The organism is Azospira inquinata, from assembly GCF_018905915.1.
Taxonomy (GTDB): Bacteria; Pseudomonadota; Gammaproteobacteria; order Burkholderiales; family Rhodocyclaceae; genus Azospira; species Azospira inquinata.
This window is the reverse complement of record NZ_CP064782.1, coordinates 997,552-1,022,923: the sequence shown is the minus strand read 5'-3', so window position 1 is coordinate 1,022,923 and position 25,372 is coordinate 997,552. Positions and strand designations below refer to the sequence as shown.

The window sequence follows — 25,372 nt, the reverse complement described above, 5'->3', positions numbered from 1 at the left end:
ATGAAAACTTTTTCCGCCAAGCCGCACGAGGTGAAGCGCGAGTGGTTCGTGGTGGATGCCACGGACAAGGTGCTGGGTCGCCTCGCCACCGAAATCGCTAGCCGGCTGCGTGGCAAGCACAAAGCTGAATACACGCCCCACGTGGATACGGGGGATTTTATTGTGGTCACCAATGTGGAAAAGATTCGGGTGACGGGCAATAAGGCTACTGACAAGAAGTACTATCGGCACAGTGGTTTCCCCGGTGGCATTTACGAAACGACTTTCAACAAGCTGCAACAGCGCTTCCCCGCTCGCGTTCTGGAGAATGCGGTCAAAGGGATGCTGCCGAAGGGCCCCCTGGGCTACGCAATGTTGAAGAAGCTGAAGTGCTATGCCGGTGCCGCCCATCCGCACAGTGCTCAACAGCCCAAAACTCTGGATATCTAAGGTTAAGTCATGGCTGAAAACTACTATTACGGTACTGGTCGCCGGAAAAGCGCGGTTGCCCGTGTGTTCATGAAGCGGGGCAGCGGCGCCATCACCGTGAATGGCAAGCCCGTGGATGAATTCTTCTCCCGTGAAACCGGGCGCATGATTGTGCGTCAGCCTCTGGCCCTGGTGGAACAACTGGAAGGCTTCGACATCAAGGTCAACGTGACCGGTGGTGGCGAATCCGGCCAAGCCGGTGCCGTGCGTCACGGTATTACCCGTGCTCTGATCGAGTACGACGCCGCCCTGAAGCCTGCTCTGTCCAAGGCTGGTTTCGTGACTCGGGATGCTCGGGAAGTGGAACGGAAAAAAGTCGGCTTCCACAAAGCCCGTCGCCGGAAACAGTTCTCCAAGCGTTAATCGCCTGGATTCAGAAAAAAGCCGCCTTTTGGCGGCTTTTTTTATGTGGTTTGACGCGGGCATGTGCTTCATAATATCGCTATGCTTAGGTCGCTTAAACACAGATTCCGTTGGCTGCGGCGCCTCTTGGGGATTGGCATTGATGCCCCAACGGTGCCGGTGGGCCGCGTGGTACCGGATTACCTCAAGGTGGGGGTTGGCGTTTGCGTGGGATGTGCTCTGACGGTGGCGGGCGTTGGTGCTGCTCGTTGGTGGGGGCCAGTTGCCGAGGGAAAAGCTGCCGGTTCAAGCGTTTTTTCTGCGCGGGACGGGGGGCAGAAAAAGGTAGAAGAATCGATAAAACAGGGCTTGCTTCAGCAAATCGCCGATTTGGAGGCAAAAAATTCCCGTCTTCAAGAGCGACTCACCTTTTATGAACGGATGAAAGGCGGGGCGCTCCCGGATGCTCCTGGCCCAGTCCCTGATAGTGCTCTACCAAAAATCGCTCGAGTTTCCGTAAAACCGGGGGCTGGCGGCAAGGGCGTTTACGTCTATGAGTTCGTTGTTCAGCGCGGAGCTGGGCCTGCAAAGGGGGAATTCCGGGGGCGGCTGCGTTTGGCGATCAAGCTAAACCAGGGGGGGAAAGATGCTATGATTTTCTATCCATCCCCCGGCGATCAAGCCGCTTCCAAGGAATTTCTGATTGTGGTTAAGCGCTTTGTCCGTGTGCGCGGTGCTTTCCGTGTGCCGGAAGCGGCCGCGATCTCCTCAGTGGATGTGCAGATTCTGGATGGCGATGCGGTGATGATTCATCAAGAAGTGGGGCTGTAGTTTTCAGGGAGGCAGGAATGTTTGGTCGTGGAAAGCGGGGGACTTCGCCCCATTCAAGAATAGATGGGCTGATAGGGCGGGGAGTCAAGGTATGTGGTGACGTCTCGTTTTCCGGCGGTCTGCGTATTGATGGTGAGGTTGTCGGGAATATTACGGCGGCAGACGGGGGCTCCAGCATTTTGGTGCTAAGCGAACATGGCCGGGTGGAAGGCAGCGTTTCCGTGGCCCACGCTATCCTGAACGGGGAAGTGGCGGGGCCGTTAACGGTGAGTGAGTCCCTGGAACTACAGGCGGGAGCGAAGGTCACAGGGAACGTGGAATACAAAAGCTTGGAGGTGCGCCAGGGGGCGGTGGTCTCCGGTGCCTTGCGGTTTTTGGGTGAATAGCAGGTTCGACAACTGGCGTGGATCTTGCTGAATAGCGTTGTTTTGACTCTTATTGGAGATGAACCATGGATACGGCTGTCGAAAATGGCCCTTTGATTTTTACCGATAGCGCTGCTAACAAGGTCAAGGAATTGATCGAAGAAGAAGGTAATCCGGCCCTCAAGCTGCGTGTGTTTGTGACCGGTGGCGGATGTTCCGGCTTCCAGTACGGCTTTACCTTTGATGAAGCGGCCAACGAAGACGATACCCTAATGGAAAAGAATGGCGTGACCCTGCTAATTGATCCCATGAGCTTCCAGTACTTGGTCGGAGCGGAAATCGACTACTCGGAAGGCTTGGAGGGGTCCCAATTCGTCATCAAGAACCCCAACGCTACCTCCACCTGTGGCTGCGGCTCTTCCTTTTCCGTTTAATTTTCTTGCTGAACGGAATGAAAGGCGACTTCGGTCGCCTTTTGTTTTTCTTCGGGGCTTTTGTGGCAATTCGCTCTGGTAAAGCTATTTTTCTAAAAAAATTCGTATTTATATAGGGAAGCTAAGGTGTTGTTTGCGTGGGGATTCGAGGGATGATCGGGGTGAAAAGGCGTTTTCCGGCGTTCCCTAGGGGTTGACGGTAATTGGGGAACGTATAGAATGCGCGGCCTGTTGTGACTGACGGCGGATGTGAAGGAAGCGGAAGCGACCGGGAATTCGTTGGAAAGGCGCGACAGACGGAAAGAAAATTTTCCGGGTGCTGCAAAAAAGAGTTGACGAGGTTCTGGGTTTTCTCTAAAATGCGCATCTTTCGTTGCTACGGCAGCGCTGCAAAAGAGCGGTAAGTAGTTGAATTTGCAGAGAGTTCTTTAAAAAGAAGACAACCGATAGGTGTGGGTGCTTGGTTGGATGTACTGACGTAAGTCAGGCAAAAGATTGAGCGCTTACACAGATGTAGTTCAAGGAAACTTGAATTCACATCCGTCAAGCGAGTTTTAAGCAGAGATTGAACTGAAGAGTTTGATCCTGGCTCAGATTGAACGCTGGCGGCATGCCTTACACATGCAAGTCGAACGGCAGCACGGGAGCTTGCTCCTGGTGGCGAGTGGCGAACGGGTGAGTAATGCATCGGAACGTATCCTGGAGTGGGGGATAACGTAGCGAAAGTTACGCTAATACCGCATATTCTGTGAGCAGGAAAGCGGGGGACCTTCGGGCCTCGCGCTCTTGGAGCGGCCGATGTCGGATTAGCTAGTTGGTGAGGTAAAGGCTCACCAAGGCGACGATCCGTAGCAGGTCTGAGAGGATGATCTGCCACACTGGAACTGAGACACGGTCCAGACTCCTACGGGAGGCAGCAGTGGGGAATTTTGGACAATGGGGGCAACCCTGATCCAGCCATGCCGCGTGAGTGAAGAAGGCCTTCGGGTTGTAAAGCTCTTTCGCGAGGGAAGAAATTGCACCGGATAATACCTGGTGTAGATGACGGTACCTTGATAAGAAGCACCGGCTAACTACGTGCCAGCAGCCGCGGTAATACGTAGGGTGCGAGCGTTAATCGGAATTACTGGGCGTAAAGCGTGCGCAGGCGGTTTCGTAAGACAGGCGTGAAATCCCCGGGCTTAACCTGGGAACTGCGCTTGTGACTGCGAGGCTAGAGTACGGCAGAGGGAGGTAGAATTCCACGTGTAGCAGTGAAATGCGTAGAGATGTGGAGGAATACCGATGGCGAAGGCAGCCTCCTGGGCCAGTACTGACGCTCATGCACGAAAGCGTGGGGAGCAAACAGGATTAGATACCCTGGTAGTCCACGCCCTAAACGATGTCAACTAGGTGTTGGTGGGGTTAAACCCATTAGTACCGCAGCTAACGCGTGAAGTTGACCGCCTGGGGAGTACGGCCGCAAGGTTAAAACTCAAAGGAATTGACGGGGACCCGCACAAGCGGTGGATGATGTGGATTAATTCGATGCAACGCGAAAAACCTTACCTACCCTTGACATGCCAGGAACTTTCCAGAGATGGATTGGTGCCCGAAAGGGAGCCTGGACACAGGTGCTGCATGGCTGTCGTCAGCTCGTGTCGTGAGATGTTGGGTTAAGTCCCGCAACGAGCGCAACCCTTGTCATTAATTGCCATCATTTAGTTGGGCACTTTAATGAGACTGCCGGTGACAAACCGGAGGAAGGTGGGGATGACGTCAAGTCCTCATGGCCCTTATGGGTAGGGCTTCACACGTCATACAATGGTCGGTACAAAGGGTTGCCAAGCCGCGAGGTGGAGCTAATCTCAGAAAGCCGATCGTAGTCCGGATTGCAGTCTGCAACTCGACTGCATGAAGTCGGAATCGCTAGTAATCGTGGATCAGCATGTCACGGTGAATACGTTCCCGGGTCTTGTACACACCGCCCGTCACACCATGGGAGTGGGTTCTACCAGAAGTAGTTAGCCTAACCGTAAGGAGGGCGATTACCACGGTAGGATTCATGACTGGGGTGAAGTCGTAACAAGGTAGCCGTATCGGAAGGTGCGGCTGGATCACCTCCTTTCTAGAGAAAGCATCCGCCAAGTATCCACAACCTATCGGTTGTCAATAAAGAGCAGCAAGGGGTAAGAAGCAAGGAGTGAGGAGTAACCGAAAGGTGCTGGCTCCTGGTCTTGCCGCTGGCCCCGACAAACAGGGTCAGTAGCTCAGTCGGTTAGAGCACCGTCTTGATAAGGCGGGGGTCGTTGGTTCGATTCCAACCTGACCCACCAACTTATCGGGGGCATAGCTCAGCTGGGAGAGCACCTGCTTTGCAAGCAGGGGGTCGTCGGTTCGATCCCGTCTGCCTCCACCAGGACTTAGAGATAAGCGCACGCAGTGCTCTTATCTCTGACCCTTGGTCAGAAAGCTTAAATGCTGTTCGTTCTTTAACAAATTGGAGAAAGATGTATCTGGTTGCCGACAACCGAAGACCAGATACAAGTTGTGATTGCATCGTATCGTGTTACAGCTAGCACGATACGCACAAACTGAGTTGCCTATAACGCCTCTTCGGAGGACTTAAAGTTATAGGATCAAGCGACTAAGTGCATGTGGTGGATGCCTTGGCGATCACAGGCGATGAAGGACGCGTAAGCCTGCGAAAAGCTCTGGGGAGCTGGCAATAAAGCTTTGATCCAGAGATATCCGAATGGGGAAACCCACTCCGCAAGGAGTATCCCATACTGAATACATAGGTATGGGAGGCGAACCCGGTGAACTGAAACATCTAAGTAGCCGGAGGAACAGAAATCAACCGAGATTCCCAAAGTAGTGGCGAGCGAACTGGGAACAGCCTGCAAGTTTTAGCTGAAGGGTTAGTGGAAGCATCTGGAAAGTTGCGCCGTAGTGGGTGATAGCCCCGTACGCGACAACCCTTTAGTGGAACTAAGCTTGCGACAAGTAGGGCGGGGCACGTGAAACCCTGTCTGAACATGGGGGGACCATCCTCCAAGGCTAAATACTCGTGATCGACCGATAGTGAACCAGTACCGTGAGGGAAAGGCGAAAAGAACCCCGGGAGGGGAGTGAAATAGATCCTGAAACCGCATGCATACAAACAGTGGGAGCCCCTTCGTGGGGTGACTGCGTACCTTTTGTATAATGGGTCAGCGACTTACGTTATGTTGCGAGCTTAACCGAATAGGGGAGGCGTAGGGAAACCGAGTCTGATAAGGGCGATTAGTAGCATGGCGTAGACCCGAAACCGGATGATCTATCCATGGCCAGGATGAAGGTGCGGTAACACGCACTGGAGGTCCGAACCCACTAACGTTGAAAAGTTAGGGGATGAGCTGTGGATAGGGGTGAAAGGCTAAACAAATCCGGAAATAGCTGGTTCTCTCCGAAAACTATTTAGGTAGTGCCTCAAGTATCACCCACGGGGGTAAAGCACTGTAATGGTTGAAGGGGTCATCGCGACTTACTTCGCCATAGCAAACTCTGAATACCGTGGAGTGCGAGCTTGGGAGACAGACATCGGGTGCTAACGTCCGGTGTCAAGAGGGAAACAACCCAGACCGCCGATTAAGGTCCCAAAGACATAGTTAAGTGGGAAACGAGGTGGGAAGGCTTAGACAGCCAGGAGGTTGGCTTAGAAGCAGCCACCCTTTAAAGAAAGCGTAATAGCTCACTGGTCGAGTCGTCCTGCGCGGAAGATGTAACGGGGCTCAAACTATGCACCGAAATCGCGGATATCTTTTAGATATGGTAGGAGAGCGTTCTGTAGGCCTGCGAAGGTGTCTCGTGAGGGATGCTGGAGGTATCAGAAGTGCGAATGCTGACATGAGTAGCGATAAAGCGGGTGAAAAGCCCGCTCGCCGAAAGCCCAAGGTTTCCTGCGCAACGTTCATCGGCGCAGGGTGAGTCGGCCCCTAAGGCGAGGCTGAGAAGCGTAGTCGATGGGAAACAGGTTAATATTCCTGTACCTCTTTGTAATGCGATGGGGGGACGGAGAAGGTTAGGTCAGCCGGGTGTTGGATGTCCCGGTTTAAGCGTGTAGGCGTGCTTTCTAGGCAAATCCGGAAAGCTTAGCTGAGGCGTGATGACGAGTGGTCTTTGACCGCGAAGTGATTGATACCAAGCTTCCAAGAAAAGCCTCTAAGCTTCAGTTACAAAGAGACCGTACCGCAAACCGACACAGGTGGGCAGGATGAGAATTCTAAGGCGCTTGAGAGAACTCAGGAGAAGGAACTCGGCAAATTAGCACCGTAACTTCGGGATAAGGTGCGCCCCGGTAGAGTGTAGATCCTCGCGATTGAAGCTCGATGGGGTTGCAGTGAAATGGTGGCTGCGACTGTTTAATAAAAACACAGCACTCTGCAAACACGAAAGTGGACGTATAGGGTGTGACGCCTGCCCGGTGCCGGAAGGTTAAGTGATGGGGTGCAAGCTCTTGATCGAAGCCCCGGTAAACGGCGGCCGTAACTATAACGGTCCTAAGGTAGCGAAATTCCTTGTCGGGTAAGTTCCGACCTGCACGAATGGCGTAACGATGGCCACACTGTCTCCTCCTGAGACTCAGCGAAATTGAAATGTTTGTGAAGATGCAATCTCCCCGCGGCTAGACGGAAAGACCCCATGAACCTTTACTGTAGCTTTGCATTGGACTGTGAACCGACCTGTGTAGGATAGGTGGGAGACTGTGAGACCAGGACGCTAGTTCTGGTGGAGTCAACCTTGAAATACCACCCTGGTTTGTTTGCGGTTCTAACCTTGGTCTGTGAATCCAGATCGGGGACCGTGCATGGTAGGCAGTTTGACTGGGGCGGTCTCCTCCCAAAGAGTAACGGAGGAGTACGAAGGTACGCTAGGTACGGTCGGACATCGTGCTAATAGTGCAATGGCATAAGCGTGCTTGACTGCGAGACCCACAAGTCGAGCAGGTGCGAAAGCAGGTCATAGTGATCCGGTGGTTCTGTATGGAAGGGCCATCGCTCAACGGATAAAAGGTACTCTGGGGATAACAGGCTGATACCGCCCAAGAGTTCATATCGACGGCGGTGTTTGGCACCTCGATGTCGGCTCATCTCATCCTGGGGCTGTAGCCGGTCCCAAGGGTATGGCTGTTCGCCATTTAAAGAGGTACGCGAGCTGGGTTTAAAACGTCGTGAGACAGTTTGGTCCCTATCTGCCGTGGGCGTTGGAAGTTTGAGAGGGGCTGCTCCTAGTACGAGAGGACCGGAGTGGACGAACCTCTGGTGTACCGGTTATGACGCCAGTCGTATCGCCGGGTAGCTAAGTTCGGAAGAGATAAACGCTGAAAGCATCTAAGCGTGAAACTCGCCTCAAGATGAGACTTCCCTGGGGATTCAATCCCCCTGTAGGGTCGTGGAAGACCACCACGTTGATAGGTCGGGTGTGGAAGCGCAGTAATGCGTTAAGCTAACCGATACTAATTGCCCGTGAGGCTTGATCCTATAACTTTAAGTAGCAACTCAGCTGCAATCACAACTCTTTCTCCTTTTTGCGTGCCCCGCCTAGCGGAGCACGGACAAGTTACGCTTGGCGGCCATAGCGCTCTGGACCCACCCCTTCCCATCCCGAACAGGACCGTGAAACGGAGTTGCGCCGATGATAGTGCATATCTCTTGTGCGAAAGTAGGTCACCGCCAGGCTCCTCCTCAAAAGCCCCTGCCATTCTCTTGGCGGGGGCTTTTACTTTTGTATCTCCCCCCACTCGTTTCTCCTCGCTTTACCTTCCTCCCTCTCCTTGTTTCCTTGCTGCCTAGGCTATCCGCTGTGGGCTTCCCGGCCTCCGACGGAGAAAACCCCTGCATCCCCTCTCTAGGCTTCCTTTCTCCCCGCCGCCAGCGCTTCCCGCCAACTCCTTCCCCCAGCCCCCCCCATAAAAAAACCCGGCTTCCGCCGGGTTCCATTTCTTCCTATTCCTTGGCTTACGCTTTCTTCGCCGTGCTCCGCGCTGCCTTCGCCGTCACGCTCCCCGCCGTTACCCCTCCCTCCGTTATCTCTGTGATCTGCTTGCTCAACTTCGTGAAGTTCTCGAAAGCCTGGGTGGAGGCTCCCATCAGGGTCTTCATGGCGGCCGCCATTACGTCGCCTCCCAACGGCGCCTTGGACGAAGACGTTTCAATCGCCGACGCCGCCCGCTGGGACAGGCTGTTGTAGTGCTCCTCCATGATCCCCGTGACGTCCTTCTGCGTCTCCGTGATTAACTCGTACAGCTTCCGATAATACTCCGTCAGCTTGGAGAGGTTGGGTTGAGCCAGGGAAGTCTGCAGTTCAGTCGCTTCCTTGAGATCCTTGGCGCCCATGAGGGACTGGGTGGTTTCCACGGAGGTGTTGAGGAATTCCCGAGCCGCAGAGAGGTTCAGTTCAGCGATTTTCTCCACTCCGTCGAAGGTGGAGCGAATGAGCGCCACATAGGCATCGGCGTTGGCTTTTTGTGCTGCGGAAATTTGATCCAAGTTCGTGCTGCTCATGGGTAGTCCTCCAAGTAGCGTCAAAATATGAAATTCCGCCAGTCTCCATTGGCGTCGGGAAACGAAACACCAGGGGTAGTTTGTCTCCCACCCCTATCAAACTAGCATACCCCGGAAATGTTTTCCATGGCGTTACACAATGAATCCGGGCGTCGGCGGAAATTAGTTAGCTAATTTGCCTGAGGCTAAGAAAAAGCCCCGCTTAGGCGAGGCTTTTGGTGTTGCAGAAAAGGCGCGGTAGCGCGCTTTGTCGGTAAAGCTTAGGCGGCCTTTTTCTTGCTGCTGGAGGCAGCAGCGGAAGTGGTGGCGCCCACGGCCTTAACGGTGGCGTTGGTGGCAGCGGCTACATTGGCTTCGGCGATTTCGGCCACTTGCTTGGCGGCCTTGTTCAGGCTGTCGTAGGCGGAGTTGGCGGCGGCAATGGCGGACTTGACGGCGGCCACGGCCACGTCGGAGCCGGCGGGAGCGGTCTTGGAGACCTTGTCCAGCAGGCCGGCAACGTTCTTGTTGAATTCGGCGAATTGGGTTTCCACCAGCTTGGACAGTTCTTCCTGAGTCTGGGCGGAAATTTCATAGACGCTGCGGGAGTAGGCAACGGCCTTTTCCACGCTGGGTTGGGCCAGGGAAGCTTGGATGGCCAGGGCTTCTTGAGCATCCTTGGCGCCCAGCAGGGTCTTGGCGTTGGCAACGCCGTCTTCCAGTACGGAACGGGCGGTGTGCAGGTTCAGGGCGGCAATACGTTCGGCGCTGGCGAAAGCGGTGTTGGCCAGGGTCAGCAGGGAATCGACAGTGGCTTTGTTGGCGGCAGCAAATTGTTCGGGGGTAGCGAAGAAAGTCATGTTCATCTCCAAGATAGAAGGCCTGCGGAAAGGTGGATGATGCTCGCCAAAGATGACGATTCTCTTATTGCGTCTGCGGAATCGTTGCTGCGATGCAACATGTGGAAGTCATTATATGGGCTTTGCTTCCACTGTCAACACCTAACAGATGATCAAATTGGAAATTATTTTTTATATATAACAAAGGTTTGGGGTGCGGTTCCCTGGCTCGGAAAGACGCCGGTGTTACTCACTGATTGACCGGGTCCCGCCACTGCCAGGTGAGCTGGCGAGCTGCTACTTCCTGCAAGATATCTTGCATTGCCGCATCGACCCGGGCGGGGGCACCTTCCACGCCCAGCTCCAGGTGGCGGCGCACCCCTTCCGCGCTCATGGAAGGGAGGGAATAAAGGCGCAGGTCCGGGTAGGTGGCTACTATCCGTTCCATTAAGTCCAGGAGGGCGCTTTCGTAGGCGTTGGGGCCGGAGAGCAGGACCGCCTTATCGGCTTTGATGTTTTGATGGAAGAGGTGGGGGTAATGGGTGTCCAGTACCCACTCCGCCATGGGATGGGCCATCTGGGGAAAACCGGGGACAAAGTAATGCTCCCGGATCATGAAACCGGCGATGCGATTTACCGGATTGGGGATGATTTCCGCTCCCCGGGGGAAGGTGCCCAGGAGGAGCCGCACGTCCGTAGTTTCCTCCCCGAAGCGAGCCCGTAGTTCCCGCTCCGCGTCGGGTTGCAGGACCAAATCCACCCCTAGCGCAGCAGCGGCCGCCTGACGGGTGTGGTCGTCCGGGGTGTTGCCGATACCGCCGAAGGAAAACACCGCTTCGCCGCTGGCAAAGGTGCGTTGCAGGGTGGCGGCGAGCCGGGCCCGGTCATCCCCCAGGTATTCGGCCCAGGTCAGTTGGAGGCCTCGAGCGCCGAGAATCTCCGCCAATCGGCTGAAGTGCTTGTCGATGCGTTTGCCGGAGATGATCTCGTCGCCAATGATGAGGGCGCCGAAGCGGGTGGCGGACACTTCCATGGGAACTCCTTTAGGGATCAATGAGGATGGCTTCGCCGTCGATAACGGTGGGGCCGGATTCAGCGGACTCGGCCCGCAGACGCGCCAAGGCGCCCAGAGCAAAGTGACCGTAAACAAAGGCACCGAAGCCCGGGGCCAGGAGCCCCACCAGGGGAATCGGGGAAAGAATGGCCAGGGCCAGACCGATGAGCAGCAGGGGCTGGCCCTGTTCCCGGCGAAACTGGGCCCATTCTTCCCGAGTGGCGTGGGTGCTCAGGGCTTCATAGGCGAAGGTGCGACGGTAAAGCCAGGCAGTCCAGAGCACGGGCAGGATGAGGCCCAGGCCCGGGATCAGCCAAAGGGGCAGGGTCACCAGCCAGCCGCAGAGAAACAGGCTTCCCGCCCACAGACTGTTGGCGGTGGAGCCGATCAGGCTTGCCCGACCCAGAGGCGTCAACCGGGGATATTCGGCCTGGGCCAGCCAGCCCAGCTGCCAAGGGAGAATCCAGGCCCCCGCCAGGGCGATGGCGAGAAAATAGGCCAGGGCCAGCAGGGTCAGCCAGGCGCCCACCCGGGCCATGAAGCCCGCCAAACCGTGCCAGCCCCAGGAGGCTACCCAGTTCATGGGGGGTAATTCCAGGAACAGGGTGGTCAGCCGCTCCAGACCGAAAATGGTGAGGAGGGCCCAGGCCACCAGGGCGATGCCGGCGGGAGCCAGTAAAAAAGCCCAGGCTCGGCCCCGGCCCAGGGTGTTGAGGCTGCGCATGAACGCCAGGATCAGACCGGACATGGGGAGACTCCCAGGAAAATGGGCCCGCCGAGCCGGGCAGGCTGGAAAAGGGCGACCCCGCCAGATAAGGCGGGACGCCGGGGGCAAAGGCCCGAATTAACCATATTGGATGCTTTCCCACATTTTTTGCAGCCGTTTCACCGAAACGGGCACGGGGGTTTTGAGTTCCTGGGCGAAGAGATTAACCCGCAGCTCTTCCAGCAGCCAGCGAAACTGCTCCAGCTGGGCGTTGGGGACGCCCTGGCGGGCCACCTGCACGGCCCGGCGCTCGTAGTGACTCCACAGGGGCGTGTAATCCTTTAACTGCTGGGCGTCCCGGGCTGGATTGGCTTTCAGCTTATCCAGGCGCAGGGCGGCGGCCTTCAGATAGCGGGGGAAGTGTTGCAGACGCTCAAAGGGGGTGGCCGCCACAAACTGTTTGTGGATCAGGCGGCCCACCTGCTGGCGGACGTCCTGTACCGCTTCCGGGTGGCCTTTGGTGGCTCCCAGTTTTTTCTCCAGCCCCTGCCACTCGCTCAGAATGGCCCCCACCAAGCGGCAGATTTCCTGGGCCAGCAGGCCGAGCCGGTTCTTGGCATCGCCGCAGCGGGACTTGAAACTGCGGGCGTCCGTGGGCAGGGGATCCCCCAGACAGGCCCGCTGGAAAATCAGGCCTACCAGCTGATCCCGCAGGTCCTCCGCCGAGCCCAGGGCCATGTACTGCATGGACATCTGGGAGAGTCCGGGAAGATTTTTCTCAAAGTACCGGGCCTGCTCCTTGAGCTGGATCTGGAACAGGCGGGAGAGGCCCTTGCGATGGGCCACCAGGGCTTCCTCCGGGGAATCGAAGACTTGCAGGGAGGCACTGTCCCCCTCATCCACCAGCCCCGGGTAGCCCAACAGGCGCTGGCCCCCCACGGTGACTTCCATGAGCTCGGGCAGGGCGTCGAAGGTCCAGTCGGTAAGCCCGGTGTATTCCCGGGGTGTTTCGTGGGCCTCGGCGAATTCCTGCTTGGCTTCCCGGCCCCATTCGGCCCGCAGGGCGCTGAGGCTGCGGCTCATGTCCAGTTGGCGCCCATGTTCATCCACCAGCTTGAAATTCATGGTGAGGTGGGCCGGCAGCTGGTCTGGACGGAATGCATCCGGGGTCACGGACCAGCCCCGGGCGTTTAGGCCTCGGGCGCTGAGAATGAAGTCAATCAGGGGGCCAATCAGACCCGGGGCCATGCGCTTGTCTTCCGCCCTAGCCCAGGCGATGAATTCTTCGGCAAATTCCGGCACCGGTACCAGCTTGGCCCGGATGCGCTGGGGCAGGGTTTTCACCAGCTGCACCACTTTTTCCTTGAGCAGGCCGGGCACCAGCCACTCGCAACGGGGGGCGGGCACCTGGTTGAGCTGGGCCAGGGGCAGTACCAGGGTCACCCCGTCTTTCGGGCTGCCCGGCTCGAAGTGGTAGCTGAGGGCATATTCCAAGCCCCCCAGGCGCATGCGGGAGGGGAAGGCGTCGGTGGTGACCCCCGCCGCCTCGTGGCGCATGAGATCGTCCTTGGCCAGGAACAGCAGCTGGGGATTGTCCCGCTCCGCCTCCTTGCGCCACTTGTCGAAGTCCGCTCCGTTGTAGAGGCCCGCCGGAATTAGCTGGTCGTAGAAGGCATAGATGAGCTCGTCATCCACCAGCACATCCTGGCGGCGCTGTTTGTGCTCCAGGTTTTCAATGGCGTGGATCTGTTTCTGATTGTGTTGCCAGAAGGGCCAGCGGCGGGCGTAATCCTCCGCGATTTCCCCCCCCACCAGCCCCTGGCGCAGGAAAATCTCCCGGCCTTCCTCCGGGTGCAGGGGGCCGTAGTTAATGCGCCGCTTGGGATTGACCACGATGCCGTAGAGGGTGGTGCGCTCGTAGGCCGCCACCTGCATGGACTTCTTTTCCCAGTGGGGGTCGAAATAGCTGCGCCGGATCAGGTGGGCACCTACCTCTTCCAGCCAGTCTGGCTCAATGCGGGCGACGCAGCGGGCGTAGAGCCGGCTGGTTTCGGTCAATTCGGCACAGACCACCCATTTCCCGGCCTTTTTATGCAGGGCCGAGCCCGGGTGGATAAGAAATTTGATGCCCCGGGCCCCCAGATAATGGGCCGACTCGTCGGAGCGGCAGCCGATGTTGCCCAGGAGCCCCGTGAGCAGGGCCTTGTGCAGGGGAGCGTAAAGCTCGGGACGCAGGTCGGGGAGCTTGGCCTCCGGCAGGGGCGGGCGAGCCCCATCCTCGTCCCGGGGGGCCGGGGCGGCATGGGGCAACCAGCCCAGTTCGGCAGCCATGGAGCGCAGCTGCTGATGCACTTCCCGCCATTCCCGCAGGCGCAGCCAAGAGAGGAAATTGGCCCGGCAATGGTCCTGGAGCTTGCGCTGGGATTTTTTGTGTTCCAGTTCCTCGCTGTACCAGCGCCACAGTTTCAGCCAGGTGAGAAATTCGGACTTGTCGTCGGCAAAGCGGTGATGGGCCTGATCCGCCGCCTGCTGCTTTTCCTGGGGCCGCTCCCGGGGATCTTGCACGGACAGAGCAGCGGCAATCACCAGCATTTCCTCCAGGCAGCCGTAATGGCGGGCCGCCAGGATCATGCGGGCGATGGCCGGGTCCAGGGGCAGGCGGGCCAGGGCCCGGCCCACGTCCGTGAGCCGGTTCTGCTCATCCAGGGCGCCCAGTTCCTGGAGCTGGGTGTAGCCGTCCGCCACTGCTTTGGGCAAGGGCGGTTCAATGAAGGGAAAGCTCTCCACTTCGGTGAGTTTTAAGGCCTTCATGCGCAGAATTACCCCGGCCAGGGAAGAGCGCAGGATTTCCGGGTCCGTGTATTCGGAGCGGGCCTTGAAATCCGCCTCATCGTAGAGCCGGACGCAGACCCCGGAAGCCACCCGGCCGCAACGCCCGGCCCGTTGCCGAGCCGCCGCCTGGGAAATTTTCTCCACCTGGAGCTGTTCCACCTTGTTCCGGTAGGAATAGCGCTTCACCCGGGCCAGGCCCGTGTCCACCACGTAGCGAATGCCCGGCACGGTGAGGGAGGTTTCCGCCACATTGGTGGCCAGCACAATGCGCCGCCCGCCGCCGGTCTTAAAAACCCGGTCCTGCTCCGCCGCAGAAAGCCGGGAAAAGAGGGGCAGAATTTCCGGCTGGGGCCCGCCGAAACGGCGCTTGCGCAGGGTTTCCGCAGCCTCCCGGATTTCCCGCTCCCCGGGCAGGAAGACCAGCACGTCCCCTGGGCCCAGGCGGCACAGCTCATCCACCCCGTCGCTGATGGCGTCGTAAAGATCCCGCTCGTCCTCCCCGTCGTCCTGTACCGGGCGATAGCGCATTTCCACCGGGTAAAGACGGCCGGAAACCTCAATCACCGGGGCGGGCCGGCCCTGGTGGGCGAAATGGGAGGCGAAGCGTTCCGCGTCGATGGTGGCGGAGGTGATGATGAGTTTCAGGTCCCGGCGCTTGACCAGGAGCTGCTTCAGATAGCCCAGAAGAAAGTCGATGTTCAGGCTGCGCTCATGGGCCTCGTCGATGATGATGGTGTCGTAGGCGTTGAGGTAGGGATCGGTCTGGGTCTCCGCCAGAAGAATGCCGTCGGTCATGAGCTTCAGGTAGGAAGCGGGTCCGGTCCGGTCATGGAAGCGGATTTTCACCCCCACCCCTTCCCCGATGCGGGTGTGGAGCTCCTGGGCCACCCGGCTGGCCACGGAACGGGCCGCCAGACGCCGGGGCTGGGTGTGGCCGATGAGGCCCGCCGCACCCCGGCCCAGTTCCAGGCAGATTTTGGGCAACTGGGTGGTTTTCCCCGAGCCCGTTTCCCCACAGACGATGACCACCTGATGGGCGGCGATTAATTCCTTGATTTCCTCCCGTCGGAGATTGACCGGCAAATCTTTGGCAAATTCAGGCTTGGGCAGCCGGGCCCGACGTTCCCCACAGGCCGCCTGGGAGCGCTCCACCAGGGCATTTAAATCTTCCCGGGCCTGATCGCCCCGGGGCCCGCCCTGGGCGGCGGTCCGGGCCAGGGCGCGCAGCCGGGGGCGATCCGTGGTCAGACAGTCAGAAAAATCCGGAAGGGGCGCGGAGCGGGGGGGGGCAGACTTCATGGGCGATGCATCCAAAGCCGTCCCGAAAAGAACGGCCGCAAAGGGGAAAAAGGGCCCAAGTCTCCCGCCAAAAGCCGGTTTGGGCAAGGGGCGCCGGGGCTAAAAATCCACTCACCGGAGGGGAGGGCGTCTGTTCTCTTCCCGGGAGTACCGGAGAGGCTCCTCCCGGCGGAGAAATAGGCCCGGGAAAGCCGGGCAAATCTGACTTTTGTCTAATGGTAGGCGGTCTATCCGAAAGGCATAATTTGCGGGCCCGCCGCCTAAGCGGGCGAGCCTAATAAGGGGGCGGACAGAGGGGAATGATCCGCCGCCGGCATGAGGAGAACGCCGTGAAATTCTTGACCCGTATCGGCTTTGCCTTGCTGTTTCTGTTGGTCGCTGGGTTCACCCTGGCCGCCCTATCCGGCCACAGCGTTTGGGTTCGCTGGTTCGGCGCCATGCTCATGGCCTTCCTGCTGCTGGCCGGTCTGGTTTCCCTATTTGTGGTGTTCACCCACGGCCTGCGCCACCGCTGGTTGGCCGCTCACCGCAAGGAAGACTCCTTTTCCGATACCACCTATTAACGGGTGGGGCAGGGCCTGAAAAAAGCCGGTTCTGAGGGCGAGACCGGGGGAGATGGCTGGATTTCTAGGGATTTTGCCGTGGCAGCCGGTAAAATACCCCATCCCCAATCAAGGAACTCGCCGTGAGCAACAAGGGTCAAGCCAACGAAGCCGCCGCTGCCGCGCCGGCTGCCAATTTCATTCGCAATGTGGTGGAAGCCGACCTGGCGGCCGGTAAATACGCCACCCGCCATTGGGCCGGCCATCCTGGCACCGCCGCCGAGCATGCCCAGGGCCCCCTGGACCCGGCCAAGATTCGCACCCGTTTTCCCCCCGAGCCCAACGGTTACCTGCACTTCGGTCACGCCAAGTCCATCTGCCTCAATTTCGGCCTGGCCCGGGATTTTGGCGGCGTCTGCCACATGCGTTTCGATGACACCAATCCCACCAAGGAAGACCAGGAATACGTGGATTCCATTGTGGATGCGGTGCAATGGCTGGGCTTTACCTGGGAATGGAACGGAGTTTCCCACCAGTATTTCGCCTCCGACTATTTCGACCACCTCTATGCCTTTGCGGAAAAGCTGGTGGAAGCGGGGTTGGCCTACGTGGATGAGCAGACCCCGGAAGAAATCCGGGCCAACCGGGGCACCCTCACCGAGCCGGGCAAGAACAGCCCCTGGCGGGATCGGCCCGTGGCGGAAAACCTGGACCTGCTGCGGCGCATGAAGGGGGGAGAATTCCCCGACGGCAAATACGTGCTGCGCCTGAAAATCGACATGGCCAGTCCCAACGTCACCCTGCGGGACCCCATCGCCTACCGGATTCGTCACGCCAGCCACCACCGCACCGGGGACAAGTGGTGCATTTACCCCATGTATGACTTCACCCATGGGGTGTCCGATTCCCTGGAAAATGTTACCCACTCCATCTGCACCCTGGAATTCGAGGATCACCGCCCCCTCTACGACTGGCTCAACGAGCGTCTGGGGGAAATGGGCTGCCTCAACCAGCCCCTGCCCCGGCAGTACGAATTTTCCCGGCTCAACCTCACCTATGTGGTGCTCTCCAAGCGCAAGCTGATTCAGCTGGTGGAAGAAAAGCACGTGGAAGGCTGGGACGATCCCCGCATGCCCACCCTGGTGGGCGCCCGGCGCCGGGGCTATACCCCGGAAGGCTTCCGCCTCTTCGCTGAGCGCATCGGGGTCTCCAAGTCCGACTCCCTTATCGACTACAGTCTGCTGGAAGACTGCATGCGGGAGACTATGAATGACTCCTGCCAGCGGCGCATTGCGGTGCTGGACCCCTTGAAGCTGATCATCACCAATTACCCGGAAGGCCAGGTGGAAGAATGCCAGGCCCCCAACCATCCCCTGAAGCCGGAGCTGGGCCATCGGCCCATGCCTTTCTCCCGGGAACTGTGGATCGAACGGGAAGATTTCATGGAAGTGCCCAGCAAGGGCTACCGCCGTCTCTTCCCCGGCAACATGGCCCGGCTGCGCTACGGCTATGTGGTGAAATGCACCGGCTGTGAAAAGGACGGGGACGGCAACGTGACCGCCGTGCTCTGCGAGTATCTGCCCGACACCAAGTCCGGCACCCCGGGGGCGGACAGCGTCAAGGTCAAGGGCAACCTCCATTGGGTGTCCGTGGCCCAGGCCTACCCGGCCGATGTGCGCCTCTACGACCGCCTCTTTAGCGTGCCTGCCCCGGGCGCCCGGCGGGAAGGGGACCCGGAAGGTCTGGAACGGAGTTTCCTGGACGACATCAATCCCAATGCCAAGGTGGTCATCCGGGCGCAGCTGGAGCCTTCCCTGAAGGAAGCCCGGGCGGAAGACCGCTTCCAGTTTGAGCGGCACGGCTATTTTGTCGCCGACCGGGTGGATTCCCGGGACGGCGCCCCGGTGTTCAACCGGGCCGTGACCCTGAAGGACTCCTGGGGCAAGGTGGGAGCCTAAAGATGGGCGGCGGCTGGGGATGCCCCCATGAGGTGGATGACCGTTGCACCCGGATCAAGGGCCTGCCCTGCGATCCGGGCATGAAGGGCTGCGTGCTCTACGGCCGCTTCCGTTTTGCCAACGACGACAAGAATCGCCCGCCGCGGCCGGCCCAGCCTGTTCCGGAGCCCGCCGCGACGCCAACCGAGGACAAGAAATGAGCGCAACCTTCACCCAGACCCTGGCCTCCGCCTGGGAGCGCAACAACAGTCTGTTGTGCGTGGGCCTGGACCCGGACCCGGCCAAATTCCCCGCCCATCTCAAGGGCCGGGACGACGCCATCCTGGAATTCTGCAAAGCCATTGTGGATGCCACCGCCGATCTGGTCTGCGCCTTCAAGCCCCAGATTGCCTACTTTGCCGCTCGGCGGGCCGAAGACCAGCTGGAAGACCTGATCGCCCACATCCACGAGCGCCATCCGGGCATTCCGGTGATTCTGGACGCCAAACGGGGAGATATCGGCAGTACCGCCCAGCAGTACGCGGTGGAAGCCTTTGAGCGCTTCCGTGCCGACGCGGTAACGGTCAATCCCTATATGGGCCGGGACTCGGTGGAGCCCTATCTGGCCTATCCGGACAAGGGGGTGATTCTGCTGTGCCGCACCTCCAACCCGGGGGGCAGCGACCTCCAATTCCTCCACGTGCAGGGAGGCAAGGCCGGGGAAGAACCGGAGCGGCTTTACGAACGGGTGGCCCGGCTGGTGGCGGAAGAATGGAACCGGACCGGCCAATGCGCCCTGGTGGTGGGCGCCACCTATCCCCATGAAATCGCCCGGGTACGGGAAATCACCGGTTTCATGCCCCTGCTGGTGCCCGGCATCGGCGCCCAAGGCGGGGATATTGAAGCCACGGTGAAAGCGGGCCGTACCGGCGCCGGTACCGGGCTGATGATTAATTCCTCCCGGGCCATTCTCTACGCGGGTACCGGGGAGGATTTCGCCCAGGTTTCCCGCCAGGCGGCCCTGGAAACCCGGAACAGCATTAACCGCTGGCGCTAACGGGGGCGGGGTATGGGGGGTGACGGGCGGCTCCTGGGGAGCCAGAAGACCGGGGGGCGTTTAGGCCTGGTGCTGCGGTTGGCGCTTGGCTGGTGGGCCGGGCTCAGGTTTGCCACCCGCAGGGCTTTCCCGAGCACGGGGGATGATTGGGCGGGGAATCGTCGCCGGTCCCCGTTGGGAGGCGCCTGAGACCATGAAAGCCCCAGAAAATCCGGATTGGGTGGAGCTGCAAGGCTCCGCTCCCGCCAAACCCTCCTATGGCGCTCGCTGCAACGGCTGCGGCGTTTGTTGCGCTTCTACCACCTGTCCCCTGGGGCGCCTGCGCTACCTGCGCCGCACCGGGCCCTGTCCGGCTCTGATCTGGCGGGCTTCCCTGGGGCGTTACAGTTGCGGCCTGGCGGAAGATCCCCGGCGCCTGGTGCCCGGCCTGCCGGAGGCCTGGTTGCCCCTCTTCCGGCGGTTGATATTGCGCTGGATCGGGGAAGGCTGGGGCTGCGATTCCCAGGGGGCAGCGGAAGTGCCGAAGGAGCCATAAAAAAAAGCCGGGAGATTCCCCGGCTTTTTTGTGGGCGCTTGGCGCTCAGGCGTTTTTGAACGCCGGTTTGCGCTTTTCCAGGAAGGCGGCCATGCCTTCCTTTTGGTCTTCCAGGGCGAAGCAGGAGTGGAAGAGGCGGCGTTCAAAGAGCATGCCTTCGTGGAGGGGGCCTTCAAAAGCCCGGTTCACGCTTTCCTTGATCATCATCACCACGGGCAGGGAGTAGGAGGCGATCTTGGTGGCGGCGGCCAGGGCTTCGTCCAGCAGCCGGTCCGCGGGGACCACCCGGGAGACCAGACCGGCCCGTTCCGCTTCCGCCGCATCCATCATGCGGGCGGTGAGGCAGAGGTCCATGGCCTTGGCCTTGCTCACGGCCCGGGGCAGACGCTGGGTGCCGCCGGCGCCGGGGAGAATGCCCAGCTTCACTTCCGGTTGGCCGAACTGGGCGGTGTCGGCGGCGATGATGAAATCGCAGCTCATGGCCAGTTCATTGCCGCCCCCCAGGGCGTAACCGGCCACGGCGGCGATCACGGGTTTGCGGCAGGTTTTGACCTTTTCCCAGTTGCGGGTGATGTAGTCGCCCTTGTAGGCGTCCATGTAGTTGTAATCCTTCATGGCCGCAATGTCGGCCCCGGCGGCGAAGGCTTTGTCGGAGCCCGTGATGACCATGGCACCGATGGCTTCGTCCGCTTCGAACTGGGTCAGGGCTTCACCGAGTTCGTCCACCAGGGCGTCGCACAAGGCATTCAGGGCCTTGGGCCGGTTCAGGGTGATGAGACCGACCTTGCCCTTGGTTTCCACGGTGATGTATTCGTAAGACATGGGGCTTACTCCGTTTCTGATGGTAGTTGGGAGGCCGGCTTCAAGGTCATGCCACGACCCTTGGGGGCCGGCGCCTGGGGCCCATTCTTGGGCTGGATGATGGCGCGTACCCGCCCGGTGGGGGCGGAGGAAGCGCCGGGACCATTGCCTTTTTTACCGCTGGCAGTGGCGTAGTACTGCTCCGTGAGGCCGTCGTATTGGATGTACTGGCCCCGCACCTCGTCCTGGCCGCTCTTCACATAGGCCCGGTCGAAGAATTCCGTTACCTGGGTGCGCTCGTTGTGCTCGATGCGCAGCCCTTCCCCTTCCACGTACTCATCCTTGCCTTCCCGCTTTTGCTTGAAGCGGGCCGGTTTGCCGTAGGCCACCCCTTTCTGGAAGCCGTCCTGGTCCTGGGTCACCACCAGCTTGTCCGCATGGATGACCAGGGTGCCCCGGGTGAGCACCACGTTGCCTTCGAAAATGTGCTGCTTCTTGGCGTCATCCACGGAGGCCCGGTCCGCGTCCAGGGTCACCGGCTTATCCCGGTCGGCTTTTTCCGCCAGGGCGGAGGTGCCGGTAAACAACAGACAGGCGGCCAGGAGCAGGGGGGAGGAAAGGCGGGGGGAGGAGAGGAATGGGATCATGGCTAGTGCTTATGGGGTTGAAATTCCCCGGTGACCCGGGAACGGAGGGTGTAGGTCATGGTGGCGTTATCCACGTCCAGCCCCTTGCCCTTGAGCCAGGACTGGCCCTGGACCAGTTGTACTGGGCTGTCCGTGTGGGCGGTTTCCGCATCGGGCAGGATGGTCAGGTCCGGAGCGGTGCCCACCAGGGTTTCCCGGTCAGCGGTGGCGGCCCGGATCAGGGTGACGTTGCGGTAGAGCTTGACCACGCTGGCATCGCTGTTGAGCTTGGCCCAGTCGGCCCCCAGACTCACCGGGGGCTGGCCGGGTTTAAGGAAGACCACCTTGGGCTGCTGCACGTCCGACCCTTCCGTATCCGGGTAATGGACCAGGGTTTTGGCGGTCAGGGTGTAGCGCAGGGTGCCGGTTTCGTCCGACTTGCGCACGGTGAAATTGCTTACCTCGTAATCCGGATCATGGCGGAAACGGCCTCCCGAATCCAGGGGCGGCAATTCCACGGCCTTGGCCAGCCAGAAGGTGAGCCCGGCCAGGGCGGCCAGCAGGACCAGGGGGAAAAGGGCGCCGGTAAAACGCTTCATGGCAGATAACTCGCAAAGAGGGCGTCCAGACGGCCTTGGGCCGCCAGAATGTGTTCACAGACTTCCCGCACCGCGCCGTGGCCCCCCCCCAGGGTGCTCACATAGGCCACATGGTCCTTGACCAGGGGGTGGGCGTCGGCGGGGGCGGCGGAAAAGCCGCAGGCGGCCAGGATTTTGATGTCCTGCACATCGTCCCCCATGTAACCGGCCTGGCTGAAATCCAGGCCCCGGGCGGCGAGCAGTTCGCCCATGGCGGTGCGCTTGTCCAGAATGCCCTGGAGCACGATGTCGATGCCCAGGTCCCGGGCTCGGTTGGCCACGGCGGGGGTGTTGCGGCCGGTGATGAGGGCCAGGGTAATGCCGGCCTTTTGCAGGAGCTTCATGGCCCGGCCATCCTGGGCGTGGTAGGCCTTCAGCTCCACCCCCTGGTCGCTGTAATAGAGGCGCCCGTCCGTGAGCACCCCGTCCACGTCAAAGGCCATGAGGCGCAGATCGTTGCAGGAGGTGGGCATCAGATCACCTTGGCCTGGAACAGGTCATGCATGTTCAGGGCCCCCAGGAGGTGCCCCGTTGCGTCCGTGACCAGCAGTTGGCTGATCTTGTGCCGTTCCATCATTTCCACCGCCTCCACGGCCAGCTTGTCTTCCCGGATGCTGCGGGGCTGGACGCTCATGACCTGACCGATGGGCACCCGGCGCAGATCCACATCCCGTTCAAAAGCCCGGCGCAAATCCCCGTCGGTGAAAATGCCCAGCACCCGGCCCTCTGGATCGGTGACCGTGGTCATGCCCAAGCCGCCCCGGGAAATGGCCAGGACCGCTTCCGCCAGGGAAGCTTCCGGTCGCACCTGGGGCACTTCCGGGCCGGGGCGCATCACGTCTCGTACATGGGTGAGGAGCTTGCGCCCCAGGGCGCCCCCCGGATGGGAGCGGGCGAAGTCTTCCGGGCCGAAACCCTTGGCGTCCAGCAGGGCCACCGCCAGGGCGTCGCCCAGGGCCAGGGCAGCGGTGGTGCTGGCGGTGGGGGCCAGATTGAGGGGACAGGCTTCCTGGGCTACGGCCCCGTTCAGGTGTACGTCAGCCTCCCGGGCCAGAGTGGACTCCGGATGGCCGGTGATGGCCACCAGCTTGGCGCCCTGACGTTTGACGCTGGGCAGGATGGCCAGCAGTTCGTCGCTTTCCCCCGAATTGGAGAGGGCGATGACCAGGTCTTCCCGAAGAATCATGCCCAGATCCCCGTGGCTGGCTTCCCCGGGATGGACGAAGTAGGCCGGGGTGCCGGTGCTGGCCAGGGTGGAGGCGATTTTCCGGGCGATGTGGCCGGATTTCCCCATGCCGCTGACGATCACCCGGCCCCGGCAATTGAGCACCAGGCCCACGGCCCGGAGAAAGGCGTCGTCGATGCGGGGAATGAGTCCGGCCACCGCATCGGCCTCGATGCGCAGCACCTGACGGGCCAGGTCCAGGGCCCGGGGGCTGGGCTGGATCGGGTGTTCCGGACTGGGAGAAATTTGGTTCATGTTCTGACAGCGATTATGATGCGTTGCAGTATACCATTGCCCACGGAGGCCCCCCGGCCGGGCCCTCCGCCCTGCGGTTTCACCCCCTACGCCTAGTCTTTCCATGCACTCCCTGCAATTTCTCCTCTTCCTCCTGCTGGCCGTCGTTCTGGTGGTGATCTTTTTCCGCCGCCTGGGTCTGCCTCCCATCCTGGGCTACCTGGTGGTGGGAGTGGTGGTGGGTCCCCACGCCTTCTCCATCATGAAGGACGTGCGGGGGGCGGAGCATCTGGCGGAATTCGGGGTGGTGTTCCTCATGTTCTCCATTGGCCTGGAATTTTCCCTGCCCAAGCTCTACGCCATGAAGCGCCTGGTGTTTGGCCTGGGCATGGCCCAGGTGCTGCTGACCATGGCGGTGGCAGCGGCCCTGGCCCTGGGGCTGGGATTGTCCTGGCAGGGCGGGGTGGCCCTGGGGGGCGCCGTAGCCATGTCTTCCACCGCCGTGCTTTCCAAGCTCCTGGCCGAGCGCATGGAGCTGGAATCTCCCCATGGCCGGGAGGTGCTGGGGGTGCTCCTGTTCCAGGATCTGGCCGTGGTGCCCCTGTTGATTCTGATTCCCGCCTTTACCCAGCCCCCTTCCGCCATGGCCCTGGAATTGGCCTGGGCCCTGCTCAAGGCGGCGGGGGTGCTGACCGTGGTCTTGTTCCTCGGGCAAAAACTGGTGCGGCCCTGGTTTTTCATCGTGGCCCGGGGCAAGTCGGCGGAACTCTTTATCCTCAACATTCTCCTCATCACCCTGGGGCTGGCCCACATTACGGAAATGGCGGGTCTGTCCCTGGCCCTGGGGGCCTTTGTGGCCGGGATGTTGATATCGGAAACCGAATACCGGTATCAGGTGGAAGAGGACATTAAGCCTTTCCGGGATGTGCTCATGGGCCTGTTTTTCATTACCGTGGGCATGTTGCTGGATCTCCACGAGGTTTTGCGCGCCCTGCCCTGGGTAGCCGCCGGGCTGGTAGCCCTGCTGGCTGCCAAGTTCGGCATTGTGGCCCTGCTCTCCCGGGCTTTTGGGGCGACTCCGGGCAATGCCATGCGCTCAGGCCTGTGGTTGTGCGCTGGGGGGGAGTTCGGCTTTGTGCTCCTCACGGACATTGCCGACGCCCACCTGCTGCCCGCCCGGGTGTTGCAGGTAACCCTGTCCGTGCTGGTGCTGTCCCTGCTTCTGGCGCCTTTGATCGTCCAGTTCAGCGAGAAAATTGTGCTGCGCTTCGCCCGCAGCGAATGGATGCTCCGTTCCATGGCCCTGACCCGCATGGCGGCCCAGACCATGGCCACGGAAAAACACGCCATCATCTGCGGCTTTGGCCGCAGCGGCCAGTACCTGGCCCGCTATCTGGCCCAGGAAGGAGTGTCCTACGTGGCCCTGGACCTGGACCCGGAACGGGTTCAGGAGGCCGCCGCCGCCGGGGAAAACGTGGTCTATGGGGACGCTTCCCAGCGGGAAAACCTCATGGCCGTGGGGGCGGCCCGGGCCAGCGTCATCATTGTCAGTTTTGCCAATGTGGCCATGGCGGAAAAAATTCTTTTCCATGCCCGGGAAATCAAGGCGGACCTGCCGGTCATTGTACGGGCGGCGGACGAGGGCAGTCTGGAAGTCCTGTCCCGGGCCGGGGCGGCGGAGGTGGTGGCCGAATCCCTGGAAGCCAGCCTGATGCTGGGCTCCCACGCCCTGGTGCTGCTCGGGGTGCCTATGAAGCGGGTGTTGCGGCGCCTGCGGGCCATTCGGGCCAAGCGCTACAAACTGCTGCGGGGCTTTTTTAAGGGCGGTCTGCGGGGAGAGGAGGAGCCGGAAGGCCAGGAATCCCGTCTCCATTCCATCGTGTTGCCCGAAGGGGCTTACGGGGTGGGCAAAAGCATCGGGGAACTGGCTCTGGCGCCCCTGGGGGTGGAGGTGAGCGCCATTCGCCGCCGGGACATTCGGGCCATGGAGCCCCTGCCCGAAACCCGTTTTCTGGCCGGGGATGTGGTGGTGCTCCTCGGCACCGACGAGGCCCTGGATGGGGCGGAGCGGCGCCTCCTGAAAGGCTGAGGGGCGGAGGTCGGG

General features: G+C 60.4%; 21 protein-coding genes, 2 tRNA genes and 3 rRNA genes. 16 read left to right on the top strand and 10 right to left on the bottom strand.

Going from position 1 to position 25,372, the window contains the following annotated elements:
- The 10 genes from rplM (at position 1) to rrf (ending at position 8,139) form a co-directional block, all read left to right on the top strand.
- Entirely contained in the window at positions 1-429 is a 429-nt protein-coding gene (gene rplM, locus Azoinq_RS04550; RefSeq protein WP_216131828.1) for a 50S ribosomal protein L13, read from the top strand.
- A 9-nt stretch (positions 430-438) separates the two neighbouring features.
- Positions 439-831, top strand: coding sequence for a 30S ribosomal protein S9 (gene rpsI, locus Azoinq_RS04545; RefSeq protein ID WP_216131832.1), 393 nt, complete (start codon positions 439-441; stop codon positions 829-831).
- A gap of 126 nt (positions 832-957) precedes the next feature.
- Positions 958-1,641: a hypothetical protein gene (locus tag Azoinq_RS04540; protein WP_216131836.1), complete on the top strand. Its 684-nt coding sequence runs from the start codon at positions 958-960 to the stop codon at positions 1,639-1,641.
- Between the two features lie 17 nt (positions 1,642-1,658).
- The gene (locus Azoinq_RS04535) at positions 1,659-2,027 is read left to right on the top strand and encodes a bactofilin family protein (RefSeq protein WP_216131838.1); all 369 of its coding nucleotides are present in this window, start codon (positions 1,659-1,661) and stop codon (positions 2,025-2,027) included.
- A 65-nt stretch (positions 2,028-2,092) separates the two neighbouring features.
- Positions 2,093-2,440, top strand: coding sequence for an iron-sulfur cluster insertion protein ErpA (gene erpA, locus Azoinq_RS04530; protein WP_216131841.1), 348 nt, complete (start codon positions 2,093-2,095; stop codon positions 2,438-2,440).
- Positions 2,441-3,007: 567 nt separating this feature from the next.
- Positions 3,008-4,547 (top strand): 16S ribosomal RNA (locus tag Azoinq_RS04525).
- Positions 4,548-4,678: 131 nt separating this feature from the next.
- Positions 4,679-4,755, top strand: a tRNA-Ile gene (locus Azoinq_RS04520).
- A gap of 7 nt (positions 4,756-4,762) precedes the next feature.
- Positions 4,763-4,838: transfer RNA gene (locus Azoinq_RS04515), tRNA-Ala, on the top strand.
- A 218-nt stretch (positions 4,839-5,056) separates the two neighbouring features.
- A 23S ribosomal RNA gene (locus Azoinq_RS04510) occupies positions 5,057-7,941 on the top strand.
- 84 nt (positions 7,942-8,025) lie between these two features.
- A 5S ribosomal RNA gene (gene rrf / locus Azoinq_RS04505) occupies positions 8,026-8,139 on the top strand.
- The 16S, 23S and 5S rRNA genes sit together here with 2 tRNA genes alongside, the layout of an rRNA operon.
- Before the next feature lie 279 nt (positions 8,140-8,418).
- Here the strand turns inward: rrf and Azoinq_RS04500 are convergent.
- From Azoinq_RS04500 to hrpA, 5 genes are all read right to left on the bottom strand, one after another.
- Positions 8,419-8,964, bottom strand: a complete 546-nt coding sequence (locus Azoinq_RS04500) for a phasin family protein (protein ID WP_216131844.1) — start codon at positions 8,962-8,964, stop codon at positions 8,419-8,421.
- A gap of 260 nt (positions 8,965-9,224) precedes the next feature.
- Positions 9,225-9,803 carry a phasin family protein gene (locus Azoinq_RS04495; protein ID WP_216131847.1) on the bottom strand — a complete coding sequence of 193 codons (579 nt, stop codon included), beginning with the start codon at positions 9,801-9,803 and terminating at the stop codon, positions 9,225-9,227.
- A 229-nt stretch (positions 9,804-10,032) separates the two neighbouring features.
- Entirely contained in the window at positions 10,033-10,815 is a 783-nt protein-coding gene (locus tag Azoinq_RS04490; RefSeq protein ID WP_216131850.1) for a competence/damage-inducible protein A, read from the bottom strand.
- A 10-nt stretch (positions 10,816-10,825) separates the two neighbouring features.
- Positions 10,826-11,584: an EI24 domain-containing protein gene (locus tag Azoinq_RS04485; protein WP_216131853.1), complete on the bottom strand. Its 759-nt coding sequence runs from the start codon at positions 11,582-11,584 to the stop codon at positions 10,826-10,828.
- Between the two features lie 96 nt (positions 11,585-11,680).
- On the bottom strand, positions 11,681-15,673 hold the full coding sequence (gene hrpA, locus Azoinq_RS04480; protein ID WP_216131855.1) for an ATP-dependent RNA helicase HrpA: 3,993 nt from the start codon (positions 15,671-15,673) through the stop codon (positions 11,681-11,683).
- 329 nt (positions 15,674-16,002) lie between these two features.
- On the opposite strand from hrpA, the gene Azoinq_RS04475 reads away from it, so the two are divergent.
- From Azoinq_RS04475 to Azoinq_RS04455, 5 genes are all read left to right on the top strand, one after another.
- Positions 16,003-16,236: a hypothetical protein gene (locus Azoinq_RS04475; RefSeq protein ID WP_216131858.1), complete on the top strand. Its 234-nt coding sequence runs from the start codon at positions 16,003-16,005 to the stop codon at positions 16,234-16,236.
- A 122-nt stretch (positions 16,237-16,358) separates the two neighbouring features.
- Complete coding sequence (locus Azoinq_RS04470) at positions 16,359-18,173, top strand: glutamine--tRNA ligase/YqeY domain fusion protein (protein WP_216131861.1); 1,815 nt, start codon at positions 16,359-16,361, stop codon at positions 18,171-18,173.
- 2 nt (positions 18,174-18,175) lie between these two features.
- Positions 18,176-18,373, top strand: coding sequence for a hypothetical protein (locus Azoinq_RS04465; protein WP_216132464.1), 198 nt, complete (start codon positions 18,176-18,178; stop codon positions 18,371-18,373).
- The gene (gene pyrF / locus Azoinq_RS04460) at positions 18,370-19,209 is read left to right on the top strand and encodes an orotidine-5'-phosphate decarboxylase (protein ID WP_216131864.1); all 840 of its coding nucleotides are present in this window, start codon (positions 18,370-18,372) and stop codon (positions 19,207-19,209) included. The genes Azoinq_RS04465 and pyrF overlap by 4 nt, the downstream gene beginning before the upstream one ends.
- Before the next feature lie 193 nt (positions 19,210-19,402).
- A complete protein-coding gene (locus Azoinq_RS04455; protein WP_216131866.1) occupies positions 19,403-19,744 on the top strand; it encodes a hypothetical protein in 342 nt (113 codons plus the stop codon).
- Between the two features lie 45 nt (positions 19,745-19,789).
- On the opposite strand, the gene Azoinq_RS04450 is transcribed toward Azoinq_RS04455, so the two are convergent.
- From Azoinq_RS04450 to Azoinq_RS04430, 5 genes are read right to left on the bottom strand one after another with little or no spacing between them, the layout of a single operon-like run.
- A complete protein-coding gene (locus Azoinq_RS04450; protein ID WP_216131868.1) occupies positions 19,790-20,566 on the bottom strand; it encodes an enoyl-CoA hydratase in 777 nt (258 codons plus the stop codon).
- Positions 20,567-20,571: 5 nt separating this feature from the next.
- A complete protein-coding gene (gene lptA, locus Azoinq_RS04445) occupies positions 20,572-21,192 on the bottom strand; it encodes a lipopolysaccharide transport periplasmic protein LptA (protein ID WP_216131871.1) in 621 nt (206 codons plus the stop codon).
- Between the two features lie 2 nt (positions 21,193-21,194).
- On the bottom strand, positions 21,195-21,770 hold the full coding sequence (lptC, locus tag Azoinq_RS04440; protein WP_216131873.1) for an LPS export ABC transporter periplasmic protein LptC: 576 nt from the start codon (positions 21,768-21,770) through the stop codon (positions 21,195-21,197).
- A complete protein-coding gene (locus tag Azoinq_RS04435) occupies positions 21,767-22,282 on the bottom strand; it encodes a KdsC family phosphatase (RefSeq protein WP_216131876.1) in 516 nt (171 codons plus the stop codon). Before Azoinq_RS04435 ends, lptC begins: the two co-directional genes overlap by 4 nt.
- Positions 22,282-23,289: a KpsF/GutQ family sugar-phosphate isomerase gene (locus Azoinq_RS04430; RefSeq protein ID WP_216131879.1), complete on the bottom strand. Its 1,008-nt coding sequence runs from the start codon at positions 23,287-23,289 to the stop codon at positions 22,282-22,284. Before Azoinq_RS04430 ends, Azoinq_RS04435 begins: the two co-directional genes overlap by 1 nt.
- Positions 23,290-23,392: 103 nt before the next feature.
- Between Azoinq_RS04430 and Azoinq_RS04425 the strand changes: the two genes are divergently transcribed.
- Positions 23,393-25,357, top strand: a complete 1,965-nt coding sequence (locus tag Azoinq_RS04425) for a monovalent cation:proton antiporter family protein (RefSeq protein ID WP_216131882.1) — start codon at positions 23,393-23,395, stop codon at positions 25,355-25,357.
- Positions 25,358-25,372 lie beyond the last annotated feature (15 nt).